The following is a 13,983-nucleotide window of genomic DNA, read 5'->3' as shown; positions in this document are numbered from 1 at the left end:
CCTTATGGTGTGTATTCCCGGACAGAAATCATTATGAATTGCAAGGTACATGTAGGTACCATAAAACAGAATGAGGTTTAAAAGATATGAGTGAATCCAAATATGAACCGTTGCCAAGTTCCTATTTATTTAACAGTTTGCTGGATAAAGATACCATAATACTCGCTGCAAATCCGCGTATCTCTCTTGTTATGCGTGGGATTATGAAGGCAGCCAAAGATGCAGATGCTCCCCTGATAGTAGAACTCGCCCGTTCTGAATCCGATCTGGACGGTGGTTATTCAGGTATGACCCCGGCTGAATTTTCAAAAAGATGCAAAAAAACCGCCAATGAAGTTGGTCTGGATGTATGGTCTCTGCATGCAGATCATATTGGAATCAAAAAAGGTACTCCTGAGGATATTGAATCCACAAGGCAACTTGTAAGTGGGCAGATTGATGCGGGATATACCTCTTTTGCAATCGATGCTTCCCATCTTTTCAATTTCCAGGGTGGCAATCTCCGGGAAGAACTCTCCCGGAATATTGATGCAACTACAGAGATTGCCCATCATATCCAGGATAAAATGGATGGTCGTAAGTACGGGCTTGAAGTTGAGGTTGGTGAAATAGGCCGAGAGGATGAAAACGGCAGGGTACTTACCAAACCTGAAGAAGCCGTAACCTTCATCAAAGCGCTTAATGAAAACGGTGTATATCCACATGTGATCGCAATCGCAAACGGTAGTGCCCATGGGAACACCTATGACACAAATGGAAATCTTATCCAGCAGGTTTCAGTTGATATAGAGCAGACCATTGCGGTTGCTGATGCCCTGAAAGAGAATGGCTTTAGTGTCAGGATTGCCCAGCACGGGATTACCGGTACTCCCAGGGAACTCATTTACGAGCATTTCCCTCACGGGGATATACTGAAGGGCAATGTTGCCACATTTTTCCAGAATATTGTATGGGAAGTGTTCAGGATATATGAACCTGAGCTTTTCAGTGACATCCGGAAATGGACTATTGAGAATTTCCGCAGTAAAGCTCCCGAAAAGGGTGATAATGAGATATTCGGCAAATTCAGCAAATATGCAGTAAAGCAGTTCTTTGACCGCATAGATGCTGTTGATGAGAACACAAGGCGTGTCATTGATGCAAAGGTCTATGCTGAGACCCTCATGTTCCTCGGGGCCTTCAAGGCTGTAGGTACTGCCCAGCAGGTCAGGGATTATATCAAATCCCTGTAATCTTTTTTAAAGCGTAATAATAAGTTGTTGTTTCTGGCTAAATTCCAGAATGGTATCAGCAATAGCTTCAGGTTCGACCATCTCGATGCCCGGTATCATTTCTTCATATTTGAGCCCTACAAGTGAAGAACCAAGTTTGCAACACATAAAGTTCACACCCAGATTCATACATTCATCGATTTTCTGGTCGTATTCCAGTGCTCCTGCTTTATTCTTCTTGGCAAGCATTACTCCCATGGGACCAAAGAGGACTATATTTACATTCAGGCCCTGTTCACTGTAGTGCTTTGCAAATCTAAGGGTCTCCAGTGGACCGGTACTTTCGTAAATCATGCTTTTTAGCAGGATCAGGACATTTGTAACTTTGTGCATATTATTTTCTCACAGGTATTGCTCCAGAACATCTTCTGCTGCTTTTGGGCCCACATTTTCAAGATATACCTACTTTTTGGTAGTTTTTGCACCGGATACAATGGTTATGGAGGAGCTTTTTATTTTAAATATATGACTGAGCTCTTGTATAAGCTGGTCGTTGGCTCTTCCCTTTTGTGCGGGTTCGGTTAATTTGCCCTCTACCCTTTTGCGCCAGATATTATAACCAGAAGGAACTACCAGTTTGCTGGAGCCGGGATTTATTTCAAAATCAATTATACAACCATTCCCCTTTGTATGTATGGCATCCCGGATAGGCATATTATTCCATCAACTATATTTTGTGGAGAGCGATGCTGTAACCCGACGCACTAACTCCAGGATATCATCCTATGGAATATCCGCTGTCCATCCCGGTTACCCTCGTGACAGGCGTAATGTCACACCGTCTCCTTTTTGTAGCGTACTGAGGTTGTCTGTACACTCATCGAATGGCTTGTGCCATATTCTTGTGCAAGGACCTTACAATACGCAAATAGGAGTACCGGGATTCTCCGTTATATATCTGACGTCTGACAACCAATAGGTATAAACGTTATTATGAGAGATGAAAGGTTCATGAAAATAGCGATACTGGGCGGCACGGGACATATCGGCAAAGGATTTGCTCTGCGATGGAGCCAGAAGCACGATATCATCATTGGCTCAAGAAATGCAGAAAGAGCGTCTTCAGCTGCAAAAGAGTACAGGCGTATGCTGGAAGGTCTTGGAAAGAAAGGCTCCTTTGAAGGTTTAGATAATAAAACAGCTGCGCAAATGGCCGATGTCGTATTGCTTGCAATAAAGTATCGTCATGTTTCATCAGTTATTGAAACTATTACTCCCGTGCTTCATGACCAGATTGTGGTTTCTGTGGTTGTTCCTATGGAAAAGGACAGCTGCTGTATCGTTCCAGATGCAAAACATATGGAAGTCGATGTACGGGATTCTGCATACAATGCGGAATATTTCTGCTATACACAACCTGCCGGTGGCAGTGCCGCCGAGGAAATTGCACAACTCCTCCCCCAAGACATTCGACTGGTATCGGGTTTTCACAATGTTCCTGCCAAACATCTTGAAGACCTCTCTCTTGAGCTGGATTATGATATTGCTATCTGTGGGAATGATATGGCTTCAAAAGAAGTTATCTGCAAACTCACAGATGATATACCAAATTTGAGATCATTGGATGCAGGCCCTCTTGAGGCTTCTTCCATGATCGAATCTCTCACTCCTCTGCTGATAAACATAGCAGCCAGGAACAATATGGATGATGTGGGAGTAAAGTTCATTTAAAGCTGGCAGCATGCAAAGCTGCTCTCTTATATATTTTTTTAAAAAAGGAAGTAAAATAAGGGTATTTACCCTTATTCGTCCAGAATCTGTTCTGCTACGTCTCTGTAGGCATTCATGACATAATCGATGCCTGAGACTTCTGCGGCTTCTTCTGTAAGAGCCATTACGTCTTTGCGGGACAGCGTGTTGATGTTAAATCTACGTGAACCGGCCATGAGCTGCTGCAGACCGACTTTGAGTTTTTCTCCGTAGGAGTAGATACCCATTGCACCGAGTGGGATGTCCTTGACATCTTCACCATAGCGTTCTTCCAGGTCTTCGTAGTGGACAAAGATTTCCTCTGGACGGTGGCCGAATTCGGAGACGGTTTTTGGCAGGTTATCTTCATCGAGCCATTTGCCGATGTTCTTACCGACCATTCCTGGTATCATGAGACCACGGCCCATGCATACTGCCTTGAAGTATGGGGAACCCATTGCAAGTGCTTTGTAGATACCATCTTCACTGGAGAATCCACCGGCCATTGCAAGGTCGGGTACTCTTTCGCCTTTGTTGTTGAGTTTTTCTGCGAACTCATATACAAGGGACTGGAGATAGAACGTTGGGATACCCCATTCTTCCATCATTGGCCAGGGGCTCATACCTGTACCACCTGGTGCACCATCGAAGGTGAGCAGGTCGATCTTTGCTTCGGAAGAGTATTTGAGTGCCATTGCGGCTTCAACCATGGAGTAGGCACCGGTCTTTAAGGTGATACGGTCATAGCCGATGGATCTGAGACGGTCAACTTCTTCGAGGAAGCCTTCCTTGTCAACAAAACCAAGTCTTGAGTGGCGTTCGAATTCTCTGATTGCACCGACCTTGTAAGCTTCCTGGACGGCTGCATTTTCGGGGTCAGGGGTTACGATGTAGCCACGTCTTTTGAGTTCAAGTGCACGGTCAAGGTCACGGACCTTTATTTCTCCACCGATACATTTGGCTCCCTGTCCCCATTTGAGTTCAAGGGTGTCCATTTCGTGTTTGCTGGAGATGTATTCTGCAACACCGAGTTTGGTGTCTTCTACGTTCATCTGGACAAGCATTTCACCGTAGCCTTCGTGGAACTTGTTGTAGGCTGCGATCCTTCTGTCCATTTCCGGTGACTCGGTGACCAGACCGTTGTTGTCACGTTTGAGTTCCGGGTCGATTCCGCACACGTTTTCACCACATACAAGGGTGATTCCGGTGATTGCTGCACCAACGGCGAACTCGTTCCAGTTTTTCCTTGCGATGTCGGTGGAACCGAGGGCACCGGTGAATGCGGGCAGCCTCATTTTTACTTTTTTGTTCCATCCGTATTCGGTTTCGGTGTCTACGTTGGGGAACCTTGCGGTTTCGGGGCTGGCTTCCATTCCCTCAGGGAGACCAACTGCACCCACTGCATATCCCTGTATGTTAAGGTGAGAATAGTCTACAGGATATTCCTTGTCTGCACCGGCAGTTATTTCTCCGAAAGGCCCTGGATAAAGGACTTCACGTCCCCTGAATGATGATTTGAATATTTCACAGTTACCACGGCATCCATCTACACAGCGTGTGCAGATTCCGGACATCGGGGAAACACTTTTGGACCTGTTGAAAGTCCTTGTTGCTTCATTTGCATTTGGTTGTCTAAGATTGCCCATCTTTAATTACTCCTTAATGTATGAATGTGACTTTTGTCACTAATAACTAATCGTTTACCGTATCGGTTCTATTTATAGTTTGCTCAGGGTCAGAGCTTGCCATAAAGTACCCTACGTTGTAGTCAAATAACCTATTTCCTGATCAAAACACCAACTCGGAAAATGTCTTTTGGGCTCTGTAGAAATAACAATTTATAAAAAAGTAATAGGGACCCTGCAGGTAGCATTTAAATATGTAGGATGCCCAGGTCCAGGACAAGAGATAAAACGATTGCAAGCACGGAAAATACCGAGATAATCAGATAGTTTGAACTTTCTTTGGAAACCGAGAGGCTCCAGAGCAGATAATTAAGCCCTTCAATATCTTTTTCCGAGAGATTTTGCTGGTTTTGGACCTTTTTTAGCAGTTCAAGGTCATTGATTACACTGAACCTGCGCTTTGCTATATGGTATCTGTGCATGAAAAACCAAAGGTATCCTGCAACTCCGAGATACCAGATCACTTTTGCATAGAATGCGCTGTAGTGGTCGGCTATTATTATAACCCTGAGGAGAATTGCGGATACGAGTCCTACCCAAAAATAGAGTTTGATAACGGACATGCCATATCCCCGAGGGACCTCGAAGTGTACATTTTTGGGGTTGAGTTTTGATAATAATTCGGATTCTGACATTATGGATACCTACTAATAGTGGAGTTGTTTCAAATAAATGTTAGAATCTCTAAAATATTCTAACTCGTCTTACATATTCTGGTACAGTTCAACTGATATGATCTGTTTTCTTATTTTTTAGCCTCTTTGGAACTTCAAAAAAAGAAAAATGAGAAAGGGATGCCTTCAGAGTGCATCCCCGTCTTTTTCCCCGGTACGGATCCTGACCACGGATTTTACCGGGTATATGAAGATTTTTCCGTCCCCGATTTCTCCGGTGGAAGCTGTTTTCCGGATAAGCTCGACAACTTCATCGATTTCATCTTCAGACAGCACGATCTCTATTTTGGTCTTGGGAAGGAGGTCTACACAGTATTTCCTTCCTCTCCACTGCTGCACCATCCCTTTTTGCTGCCCTCTTCCTTTAACCTCGGTCACAGTGAGGCTTGCAAATCCTGCTTCCTCAAGAGAATCTTTTACTTCATGTAATTTAGTGGGTTTTATGATTGCTTCTACCTTGTACATTCCAATCACCTCAGTCCTCTATTAACTGGTGTTCAGGGTATGCCCTAATGTCGTGTTCGGCGATATCCAGGCCCATGATTTCTATCTCTTCAGGAACCCGCAGTCCGATAACCAAGTCAATTATCTTGAAGATTACATATGATACCCCCAGGCCCCATACGATGCTCAGGATTACTCCTGTTGCCTGGATTGCAAGTAACCCGACACCGCCTCCGTAGAGCAATCCCGGAACTTCAGCTGCATAGGCTGCATCTGCAAGGATCCCGTTTCCTATCCCTATTGAGAAGAGTCCTACTGAGAGCAGGCCCCAGCTTCCGCAGTACCCGTGCACTGCGATGGCACCTACAGGGTCGTCTACTTTGAGGACATTTTCGTTGAACATGACCCCTGCGTAGATAATAATTCCTGCAATAATTCCGATCACGATAGATGCTCCGTTGGAGACAGATCCACAGGGAGCGGTAATTGCAACAAGCCCTCCCAGAAGTCCGTTTGCGGTAAGGGACGGGTCAGGCTTTCCGGTTTTCATCCAGGTGATCAACATTACCATGACCGCTCCGGCGGCGGCTGAAAGGAAGGTGTTGACAACAACGAGATTCATGTAAGGGTCGTTTCCGTCAAGTGTACTTCCTCCGTTGAATCCTATCCAGCCAAGGGCAAGGATCAAAGTCCCCATGAAAGCGTAGGTCAGGTTGTGACCCGGAATAGCAAGGGGTTTTCCGTTCCTGAACTTGCCAATCCTTGCTCCGACAAGGAGCACTCCAGCCAGAGCAGCGTATCCGCCAATGGAGTGTACTACCCCTGATCCGGCAAAGTCGTGGTGTGCAACCCCGATAGCCTTTACGATCGGGCTTTCAGCCCCGGTCAGGAGTGCTGCATCAGCTCCGCTCCAGACCCAGTGTCCGTATACGGGGTATATAATGGCGACCATCAGAATACAATAGACCAGATAAGCCTTAAAACCGGTCCTCTCAGCCATTGCTCCTGATACAATCGTTGCTCCGGTCGCTGCAAAGACCATCTGGAAGAACCAGCCGTTGAAAGTCGCATTATCGACCCCCATAAGGAGGAACTGGTCAGTCCCTATCAGGCCTGCGGCATCAGCACCGTACATAACTCCCCAACCCACAGCCCAGTAGACCAAAATGCCGAGGGTAATGGTCATGAAGTTTTTCATGAGGATGTTTGCCGTGTTCTTACTTCTGGTAAGTCCGATTTCTACCAATGAGAACCCGGTATGCATGAAGAATACAAGGGCACTTGCTACCAGTAGCCAGACAAAAGTAAGTGCTGTCTGCACGTCATTGATTGCCTGCGCATTTTCTTCTGCCGTAACAGCTGCTCCTGGTGATGACAATGCAATAAGTATCACACAGGTTAGTATCATTAATTTTCCAAACTTTTCCATATTTTTTAACATACTTCTCATTCACCTCTCTATTAGGAAACCGGTAACTGACTGTAGACTTCATATTATATAAGTTTTACTAGTAAAAGGGTTGCCTAATATGGTCGATCGAGTAATGTGTTCAATTTGATCATGAACGGTTCACATTTCGCTCAAAATATACATGACAATATGTAGCAATAACATGCCTTTATGAAAAGTTATATGTACAAAATGTAATGTATACTTCACATAGCGAGTTATATGCAAGTCAAAGAAACAGATATGTTAATTGTTGGATTCATATTGTTCCTGATAGGTTCAGGTATTCACATTTTTGAGCCGGACCGGATCATAAATCCGAGCGGGGCAGGTGGGGCTTTCATAGGTGCGGGAGTTGCATTATTCCTGGTCACTCTTCGTGAAATTCGCCTCAAAAACAAGGGAAACGTAGTTGAAGATGAAAGAATTCTTCATATTGCTGAGAAAACCAGCCATAAAACCCTGGTCATACTCATTATCCTCGAAGGTATACTGATGGCATTGCTGGGGGTTACAGCATTCGATATCCAGGCCTATCCTGTTGTGTCCCTGTTGTTTGCTATAACAATGCTATCCTATGCGGGATTTTACTATTGGTATAAAAGACAAATGTAATTTTAGGATGGATGTTGAATGAAAAATACCCTAAAGGTCTGGAGAGCAAAGAAGGATATTACTCAGGAACACCTTGCCAGGGAAATGGAGGTGACAAGGCAAACCATCAATGCCATAGAACGAGGCAAATACGATCCAAGCATAAAACTGGCGTTCAAGATGGCACGATTCTTCGAATGTTCAATTGAAGATATCTTTCTTTACGAAGAATGATGTTAATATCAATCTCTTAACATTTACATTTTTCAGGTTTTTCCATATTACTTAACATTCCATTAATTCCCATGTCACTGATTTTTTCTTTTTGGTATGCCATTTTCACATGGAACTTTAACCTGACATTTGTCACATCCATATCCGGGTCCATATTTTTAGCGATATTATCTATAATTTAGAGCAACGTGTATAGTCTTTCCTTCAAAAGTGATCGCTTTTGGGGGGGCAATTAGAGATACAGGCTCCGCACATGGAACAATAATCATAAATTCCCTGATAGTCCCTTTTTGTAGGCTCATGTTCCATGTTCGTGATAAGGCTTGTAAAAGTCCCTGCTACTCCTTTCTTAGTAATCAGAGTTTTCGATAAACCAAAGGTGCCCAATCCAGCAACATAAGCTACGTGTCTTTGTGACCAATTACTTCCAAAGTCACTGTTATCAAGGGATCTATTGATATCAAGCCAGATGTCTATTATCTCTTCAAAACAATCCTCAATACCAGGCGCAACGCACAAATATCCCTTCTGGGTAAGAATTTCTTTTATGTACAGGGAAAGTTTGTCGATAGCCTTTTTACCTTCACGCCTAACATGAAGCCATTCTTTTGACGGCTCCCTCATATTTCGACGATTGCCTGCTTTTACCTGCTTTGAATATGGCAAAAAAATCGATATGACAGTCTTAGCATCTTCCATCCACTCTTGAGGTGGAATAAAACGACCGTGTGTTATCTTCTCGTCGATTTTGAATTTTTCATATAACTCATCGTTTGCACTGGCATATCCAATAATGGGTTTATCAAATAATTTCAGTCCTACTACCGATTCATCTGCGGCCTCTTCTTTAGATACATGGTTTATTTCCGGGTCCAGAATAAAATCCTCTACGATTTTCTCCAAAATTATCCCAATCTCTCCTGTATAATCTCTCAAACCAAAAACATGATATATAATACAATTCCTAAAAAACACATTCATATAGTTCGTACAAAGCTATTAAGGCGATTTAATGAACATTAAGAGCAAGGAAGACGTATACAACGAGATAGAGAACAATAATGTCAAATTCATCAGACTACAGTTCACTGATATCCAGGGTGTGGTCAAAGATGTGGAAATTCCTGTCACGCAGGTTAAAAAAGCCCTTGAAACAGGTATTTCTTTTGACGGTTCATCAATCGAAGGATTTGTGAGAATAGACGAATCCGATATGGTACTAAGACCGGATGTGAGGTCTTTTGCCCTGCTCCCCTGGGATCAGGGAAAAGGAGTTGTAGCCCGTATGGTCTGTGATATCTGCAAACCGGACGGCTCCCCTTTTGAAGGTGATCCCAGGTACGTCCTGCGCAGAGTCCTGAAGGAAGCCCATGATCTGGGATTTTCTTTCAATGTGGGTCCTGAACTGGAATTTTTCCTCTTCCAGATTGAAAATGGTAAGGCAACCACCAAACCCCACGATTTCGGACGCTATTTTGAATTTGCTCCTGCAGACCTTGCAGAGGATATACGCAGGGAGATTGTTCTCGGCTTGATTGATCTTGGTTTCAATATAGAGGCGGCACATCACGAAGTTGCCTTCGGACAACATGAGATCGATTTCAAATATGATGATGCTCTCTCGACTGCTGACAATGTGGTGACCTTCCGATACGTTACACGTACTATAGCAAAACTCAATGGACTACATGCAACTTTTATGCCTAAACCTCTCACTTCTGAAAACGGCTCTGGGATGCATGTCAATCTGTCCCTTTCCAAGGATGGTAAGAATGCTTTCTTTGATCCGCAGGATGAGGAAGAATTGGACAAAATCGCCTATCATTTCATCGGTGGGGTCCTGGAACACATTAAAGGTATCACTGCAATTTCCAATCCGTTGGTGAATTCCTACAAACGCCTAGTGCCGGGTTATGAAGCACCGGTGTATATAACCTGGTCCGGTCCAAACCGCAGTTCCCTTGTCAGGATTCCTGCTGCCAGGGGCCAGAGTACCCGTGTGGAATTGAGGAGTCCCGATCCGTCCTGTAATCCCTATCTGACTTTTGCGGCTATCCTGGCTGCAGGTTTGAAAGGTATCAAAGAGGAGATCGATCCCGGAGAAACCACTGATGTGAATATTTATGATCTCACTCCCAAGGGTCTTGCTGACAGGAACATCGATACCCTGCCTCCAACCCTCCTGGATGCGGCCAACCATCTGGCAAAGGACGAGTTCCTCAGGGATGCATTGGGAGAACATGTGCATGAGAACCTGTTGCGTATTGCCTATGCAGAGTGGGATGCCTACAAATTACAGGTTCATGACTGGGAAACCAATCGGTATCTCAATGCGGTATAATATATAAGATAGATTAATATATTCATGGTATCATAACCCACACCATGATAAAACGGCTGCGGGATTTTTCCAGAAAAGATGATGCGGTCATTGAGGTGTTCAGTGAAATACTGCTGACCGGCATCATCGTTCTTGCAATCGCGGCAGTCGCTGCTTTTGTTTTATCTTCTCTTGATGGACCCGATAACGTCAGGGTGGACATCGACCACTGGGTCGATAAGGATACCGACACCCTCTATTTTCGCCACAGTGGAGGCGAAACTGTTGATGTGGAAAACCTTGAACTTGTGGTCAATGTCAATGGTTCCTATGAAACCCTGACTTCAGAGCAGATCCGGGCCAATTACGATTCGGACGAATGGGCTCTGGGGGATGTAATAGAGATTAATACTTCTACACAGTTCAATTACGACATCACCGATGACAGGGTGCCTACCAAACTGGTCCATACCGCTTCCAGTCTGGTAATCTATGATGCCTATGGGTCCATAGGGGACAGTGGAGTTGGTGGTAATGGAGACGGCGATGGTGGTGACTTAAGTGCTGATTTCACTGCAAATCCTGTTAGTGGCAATGCACCACTTACCGTTAACTTCATTGATAATTCAACAGGGAATTCAGCATTCTGGTTATGGAATTTTGGTGATGGCAACACTTCAACAAATCAGAATCCTTTACATACTTATGTGAGTCAAGGAACATATGATGTAACATTAACAGTAACTAATGAAGATGGAATTGACGACTCAATAACAAAAACGAATTATATAGATGTAACCGAAGAACAAACTCCTGAATTTGGAGAATTTATTACGGATTAGAATGTCTTTGTTTACGGTACCCTTCTGAAATTTAAAGGAAATAGAATCAATGGTCCTGGTGCAACCATTGTATTGAATGGTGGTGATTTGTTATCGAGTGACATTAATGATGGGGCTTCAATTGGGGTTTCGAATATATATGTTGATGGTGATGTTGATTTTAATGGTGGTAGTGCAGGGCTTGGTTCCCAGAGTATTCCTGGTTCAATCAATATAACAGGGGATTTAAAGTTATGGAGTGGCACTCGTGATATATATGGTGATGTTTACGTCAGTGGGGATTTCGAATTGAAAGATGCTAAAATCCATGGAAATGTCTATGTGAATGGTAATCTTACATTAGATTGGACACCTTCTCTTTCTGAAGATTCATATATTTATTATACCGGGGAAATTGATCATCCAGACAATTATAATCAGCAAATTCTTGACAAATGTATAAAACAAAACTCAGTTCCAGAACCAGTGATGCCAGAGTATGCTATGCCTAATGTAAAATCTGATGAATGGTATAACAACAGTGGATATGTTTCTGGAGGAGATTTAGCAGACAACATCAAGATATTTGCAGATAGCTATTCAAATTCTCCTCAAGGTGTTTGGAGTGCTGAAAATATTATTATCGTTGCCTCTGAGGGAGACATATCACTTACTAACTTTAACAGTGGGCCAGTCAGCGGAGTGCTCTTTGCTCCCAAAGGCAAGGTGATATTTAAAGGAAGTCACTTTAAAGGGATTGTTATTGCACGTGATGGGTTTGAAGTAACTAGTGGGGGGTCTGAGGTTACTTTCAAGAATATCGACCAATATATTACTGACCCGGAGGATTATCCATTCTGATCCTAGGATAAGTAAAAAATTTAAGATCAGTTGTGTTACATTTTTGCACCCGCCACAATTATAATCTCCCGCCACAAATCAAACTTCCATGACCGATGTAATGCTGCTCTGGGATACTCCCATTCTTTTTGAAAAGTTGTTCAAGGAACACGGTTATGAATGCCTGCGGGTGGACGGCAATTCGCTGGGCACTCCTTTTTTGCCTGCGTCAAAGTGTCTGATGGTGCCCACTGGTTTTGCCAATCCGGCCTATACGAAGGTGGCGAAAGGTATCGAGAACAAAGGCGACAAGATAGCCAATTTTGTGAAAAGGGGCGGTGTGCTTGTGGTATTCGGGGCCTGTATGCCGGAATATGAATATGAATGGCTGCCCTTTGAACTGTCCTATGTGGAAGAGCACATGCAATCCCCGCTGGAGGTTGTGGATGATTCTATGCCCTGTATTATTGGAGAACCGCAGGAGCCGGTGGAATGCGATGGTTACTTTTCACGGACCGATGGGGAAGTGATTCTTAAAGATGAGCAGGGCCGGGCTGTGATGGTGAAAAAAGAGTTCGGTGAGGGTTTGATCATTGCCACGACTGTCCATGAATTCCCTTCTGCGGATTTCCTGGGATGTGCGGTGGATCAGGGCAAGAATACCAGATTGTAATTACTGGTAATTTCCCTGCCTCAATTTTTCAATTTCTTCCTGTGCATCATCCAGTTTGAGGACGAACAGTCCCTTGCAGGGTTTGACGTACTGGAAATAAATAGAATTGCCCTTGACGCCTATGGGTATGGTCTTGCCGCCTTTAAGCATAACTCCGGCCAGGCTATAGCCACCCGGCACGTGGTAGACCTCGTCACAGTTCTCACGAATGAATTCCTCACTTTTCTTGACGGATGCGCCCTTTAGCAGGATCTCATAGGGAAGGTCACTGATACATGCCATGTTGATCATTCAATAATAAGGTCTTTTACACGGATATCTTTTTCCGTAATCCTGCCCACAATTTTCCCGTTGACTATTTCTGCAACGTTTTTAGCCTCATGTGGCGGGACAATAAGCAGAAAGCCCATCCCCATATTGAAGGTGCGGTACATCTCCAGTTCCTCGACATTGCCCTTTTTCTGGAGGAAACGGAAGATCTCGGGTGGCTCGATAGGGTCTGTGAAATCAAATCCCAGTTCGCTTACCCTGCGCAACTTCAGCAGGCCGCTGCCGGTAATGTGTGCCAGGCCGTGTACCTCGCACTTATGGATTGCATCGAGCACTTCCATGTATATCCGTGTGGGGGTTAGCAGTTCCTCGCCGATGGTGCGGGAGCTATCATAGGGCAGGGGGTCATGATAGGAATAATCGGAATTCCCAATGATCTTCCTGACAAGGGTATAGCCGTTGCTGTGGACCCCGCTACTGGGAACACCCACAAGCACGTCACCCTCTGTTACTTTCTCCCCGGTAATGATGGCATCCTTGTCCACCATTCCCAGACATGTACCTGCCAGGTCAAATCCTTTGATTATCTCGGGAAGAGTTGCGGTCTCCCCGCCTACAATGGACATTCTGGAAATCTCGGCACCTTTTGCAAGCCCTTCGCCGATCTGCCGTGCGAATTCGTCGGAATGTTTCTCGATTGCCAGGTAATCCACAAAACTGACAGGTTCGGCGCCAATGGCAATCAGGTCATTGACATTCATGGCAATACAGTCAATCCCCACGGTGTCCCATTTTTTCATCTCATTTGCAATCAGCACCTTGGAGCCCACGCCATCGGTGGCCATTGCCAGAGCGAAATCCCCGAAATCCATCAGGCCGGCGTAATGCCCGATGCTTGTAATCGGGGCTCCCAATCCTTCTCTGCTGTATGTCATACCTCCTGTGAGATTGCTTATGGTGGATTCTTCCTGATGGATGTCAACTCCTGAATCAGCGTAGGTAAGTTTTTTGTCCAATT

General features: G+C 44.5%; 18 protein-coding genes. 8 read left to right on the top strand and 10 right to left on the bottom strand.

Annotated features, from left to right (window positions below; genetic code table 11):
- The first annotated feature begins 86 nt into the window (after window positions 1-86).
- A complete protein-coding gene (locus CP947_RS06175; protein ID WP_096712361.1) occupies window positions 87-1,232 on the top strand; it encodes a class II fructose-bisphosphate aldolase in 1,146 nt (381 codons plus the stop codon).
- Between the two features lie 6 nt (window positions 1,233-1,238).
- On the opposite strand, the gene CP947_RS06170 is transcribed toward CP947_RS06175, so the two are convergent.
- Both CP947_RS06170 and CP947_RS06165 read right to left on the bottom strand, forming a co-directional pair.
- Window positions 1,239-1,604, bottom strand: coding sequence for a DsrE/DsrF/DrsH-like family protein (locus tag CP947_RS06170; RefSeq protein WP_096712360.1), 366 nt, complete (start codon window positions 1,602-1,604; stop codon window positions 1,239-1,241).
- A 69-nt stretch (window positions 1,605-1,673) separates the two neighbouring features.
- Window positions 1,674-1,925: a DUF167 domain-containing protein gene (locus tag CP947_RS06165; protein WP_096712359.1), complete on the bottom strand. Its 252-nt coding sequence runs from the start codon at window positions 1,923-1,925 to the stop codon at window positions 1,674-1,676.
- A gap of 279 nt (window positions 1,926-2,204) precedes the next feature.
- Between CP947_RS06165 and CP947_RS06160 the strand changes: the two genes are divergently transcribed.
- Window positions 2,205-2,942: an NAD(P)-binding domain-containing protein gene (locus CP947_RS06160; RefSeq protein ID WP_096712358.1), complete on the top strand. Its 738-nt coding sequence runs from the start codon at window positions 2,205-2,207 to the stop codon at window positions 2,940-2,942.
- A gap of 71 nt (window positions 2,943-3,013) precedes the next feature.
- On the opposite strand, the gene CP947_RS06155 is transcribed toward CP947_RS06160, so the two are convergent.
- The 4 genes from CP947_RS06155 to CP947_RS06140 all read right to left on the bottom strand — a co-directional run bounded on the left by CP947_RS06155 (window position 3,014) and on the right by CP947_RS06140 (window position 7,204).
- Entirely contained in the window at window positions 3,014-4,606 is a 1,593-nt protein-coding gene (locus CP947_RS06155; protein WP_096712357.1) for a glutamate synthase-related protein, read from the bottom strand.
- 227 nt (window positions 4,607-4,833) lie between these two features.
- Window positions 4,834-5,208: a hypothetical protein gene (locus tag CP947_RS06150; protein WP_253247329.1), complete on the bottom strand. Its 375-nt coding sequence runs from the start codon at window positions 5,206-5,208 to the stop codon at window positions 4,834-4,836.
- 237 nt (window positions 5,209-5,445) lie between these two features.
- Complete coding sequence (locus CP947_RS06145) at window positions 5,446-5,784, bottom strand: P-II family nitrogen regulator (RefSeq protein ID WP_172425458.1); 339 nt, start codon at window positions 5,782-5,784, stop codon at window positions 5,446-5,448.
- Window positions 5,785-5,794: 10 nt separating this feature from the next.
- Window positions 5,795-7,204 (bottom strand): ammonium transporter, encoded by a 1,410-nt coding sequence (locus tag CP947_RS06140; RefSeq protein ID WP_096712354.1) that lies wholly within the window; start codon window positions 7,202-7,204, stop codon window positions 5,795-5,797.
- A gap of 231 nt (window positions 7,205-7,435) precedes the next feature.
- Here CP947_RS06140 and CP947_RS06135 point away from each other — a divergent pair, with 231 nt between their 5' ends.
- Together CP947_RS06135 and CP947_RS06130 are read left to right on the top strand one after the other, a co-directional pair.
- Window positions 7,436-7,828 carry a DUF2178 domain-containing protein gene (locus CP947_RS06135; protein ID WP_096712353.1) on the top strand — a complete coding sequence of 131 codons (393 nt, stop codon included), beginning with the start codon at window positions 7,436-7,438 and terminating at the stop codon, window positions 7,826-7,828.
- 18 nt (window positions 7,829-7,846) lie between these two features.
- Window positions 7,847-8,041 (top strand): helix-turn-helix transcriptional regulator, encoded by a 195-nt coding sequence (locus CP947_RS06130; RefSeq protein WP_096712352.1) that lies wholly within the window; start codon window positions 7,847-7,849, stop codon window positions 8,039-8,041.
- 16 nt (window positions 8,042-8,057) lie between these two features.
- Here the strand turns inward: CP947_RS06130 and CP947_RS10530 are convergent, their stop codons facing one another.
- Window positions 8,058-8,195, bottom strand: coding sequence for a hypothetical protein (locus tag CP947_RS10530; RefSeq protein ID WP_164909035.1), 138 nt, complete (start codon window positions 8,193-8,195; stop codon window positions 8,058-8,060).
- A 50-nt stretch (window positions 8,196-8,245) separates the two neighbouring features.
- Window positions 8,246-8,944, bottom strand: coding sequence for a 4Fe-4S ferredoxin (locus tag CP947_RS06125; RefSeq protein WP_096712351.1), 699 nt, complete (start codon window positions 8,942-8,944; stop codon window positions 8,246-8,248).
- A 109-nt stretch (window positions 8,945-9,053) separates the two neighbouring features.
- Between CP947_RS06125 and glnA the strand changes: the two genes are divergently transcribed.
- The 4 genes from glnA (at window position 9,054) to CP947_RS06105 (ending at window position 12,695) form a co-directional block, all read left to right on the top strand.
- Window positions 9,054-10,382 (top strand): type I glutamate--ammonia ligase, encoded by a 1,329-nt coding sequence (gene glnA / locus CP947_RS06120; protein WP_096712350.1) that lies wholly within the window; start codon window positions 9,054-9,056, stop codon window positions 10,380-10,382.
- A 44-nt stretch (window positions 10,383-10,426) separates the two neighbouring features.
- Window positions 10,427-11,203 (top strand): PKD domain-containing protein, encoded by a 777-nt coding sequence (locus CP947_RS10925; RefSeq protein WP_279387829.1) that lies wholly within the window; start codon window positions 10,427-10,429, stop codon window positions 11,201-11,203.
- Window positions 11,204-11,290: 87 nt separating this feature from the next.
- On the top strand, window positions 11,291-12,043 hold the full coding sequence (locus CP947_RS06110) for a hypothetical protein (protein WP_143745134.1): 753 nt from the start codon (window positions 11,291-11,293) through the stop codon (window positions 12,041-12,043).
- Between the two features lie 88 nt (window positions 12,044-12,131).
- Complete coding sequence (locus CP947_RS06105; RefSeq protein ID WP_096712348.1) at window positions 12,132-12,695, top strand: hypothetical protein; 564 nt, start codon at window positions 12,132-12,134, stop codon at window positions 12,693-12,695.
- On the opposite strand, the gene CP947_RS06100 is transcribed toward CP947_RS06105, so the two are convergent.
- Window positions 12,696-12,986, bottom strand: coding sequence for a DUF1894 domain-containing protein (locus CP947_RS06100; protein WP_096712347.1), 291 nt, complete (start codon window positions 12,984-12,986; stop codon window positions 12,696-12,698).
- Entirely contained in the window at window positions 12,983-13,981 is a 999-nt protein-coding gene (purM, locus tag CP947_RS06095; protein ID WP_096712346.1) for a phosphoribosylformylglycinamidine cyclo-ligase, read from the bottom strand. Before purM ends, CP947_RS06100 begins: the two co-directional genes overlap by 4 nt.
- Window positions 13,982-13,983 lie beyond the last annotated feature (2 nt).

The sequence above is a fragment of the Methanohalophilus euhalobius genome (genome assembly GCF_900215215.1).
GTDB classification, from domain to species: Archaea; Halobacteriota; Methanosarcinia; order Methanosarcinales; family Methanosarcinaceae; genus Methanohalophilus; species Methanohalophilus euhalobius.
Note: the sequence above shows the minus strand (reverse complement) of the source record. Positions and strands in the feature narration are given on the sequence as shown.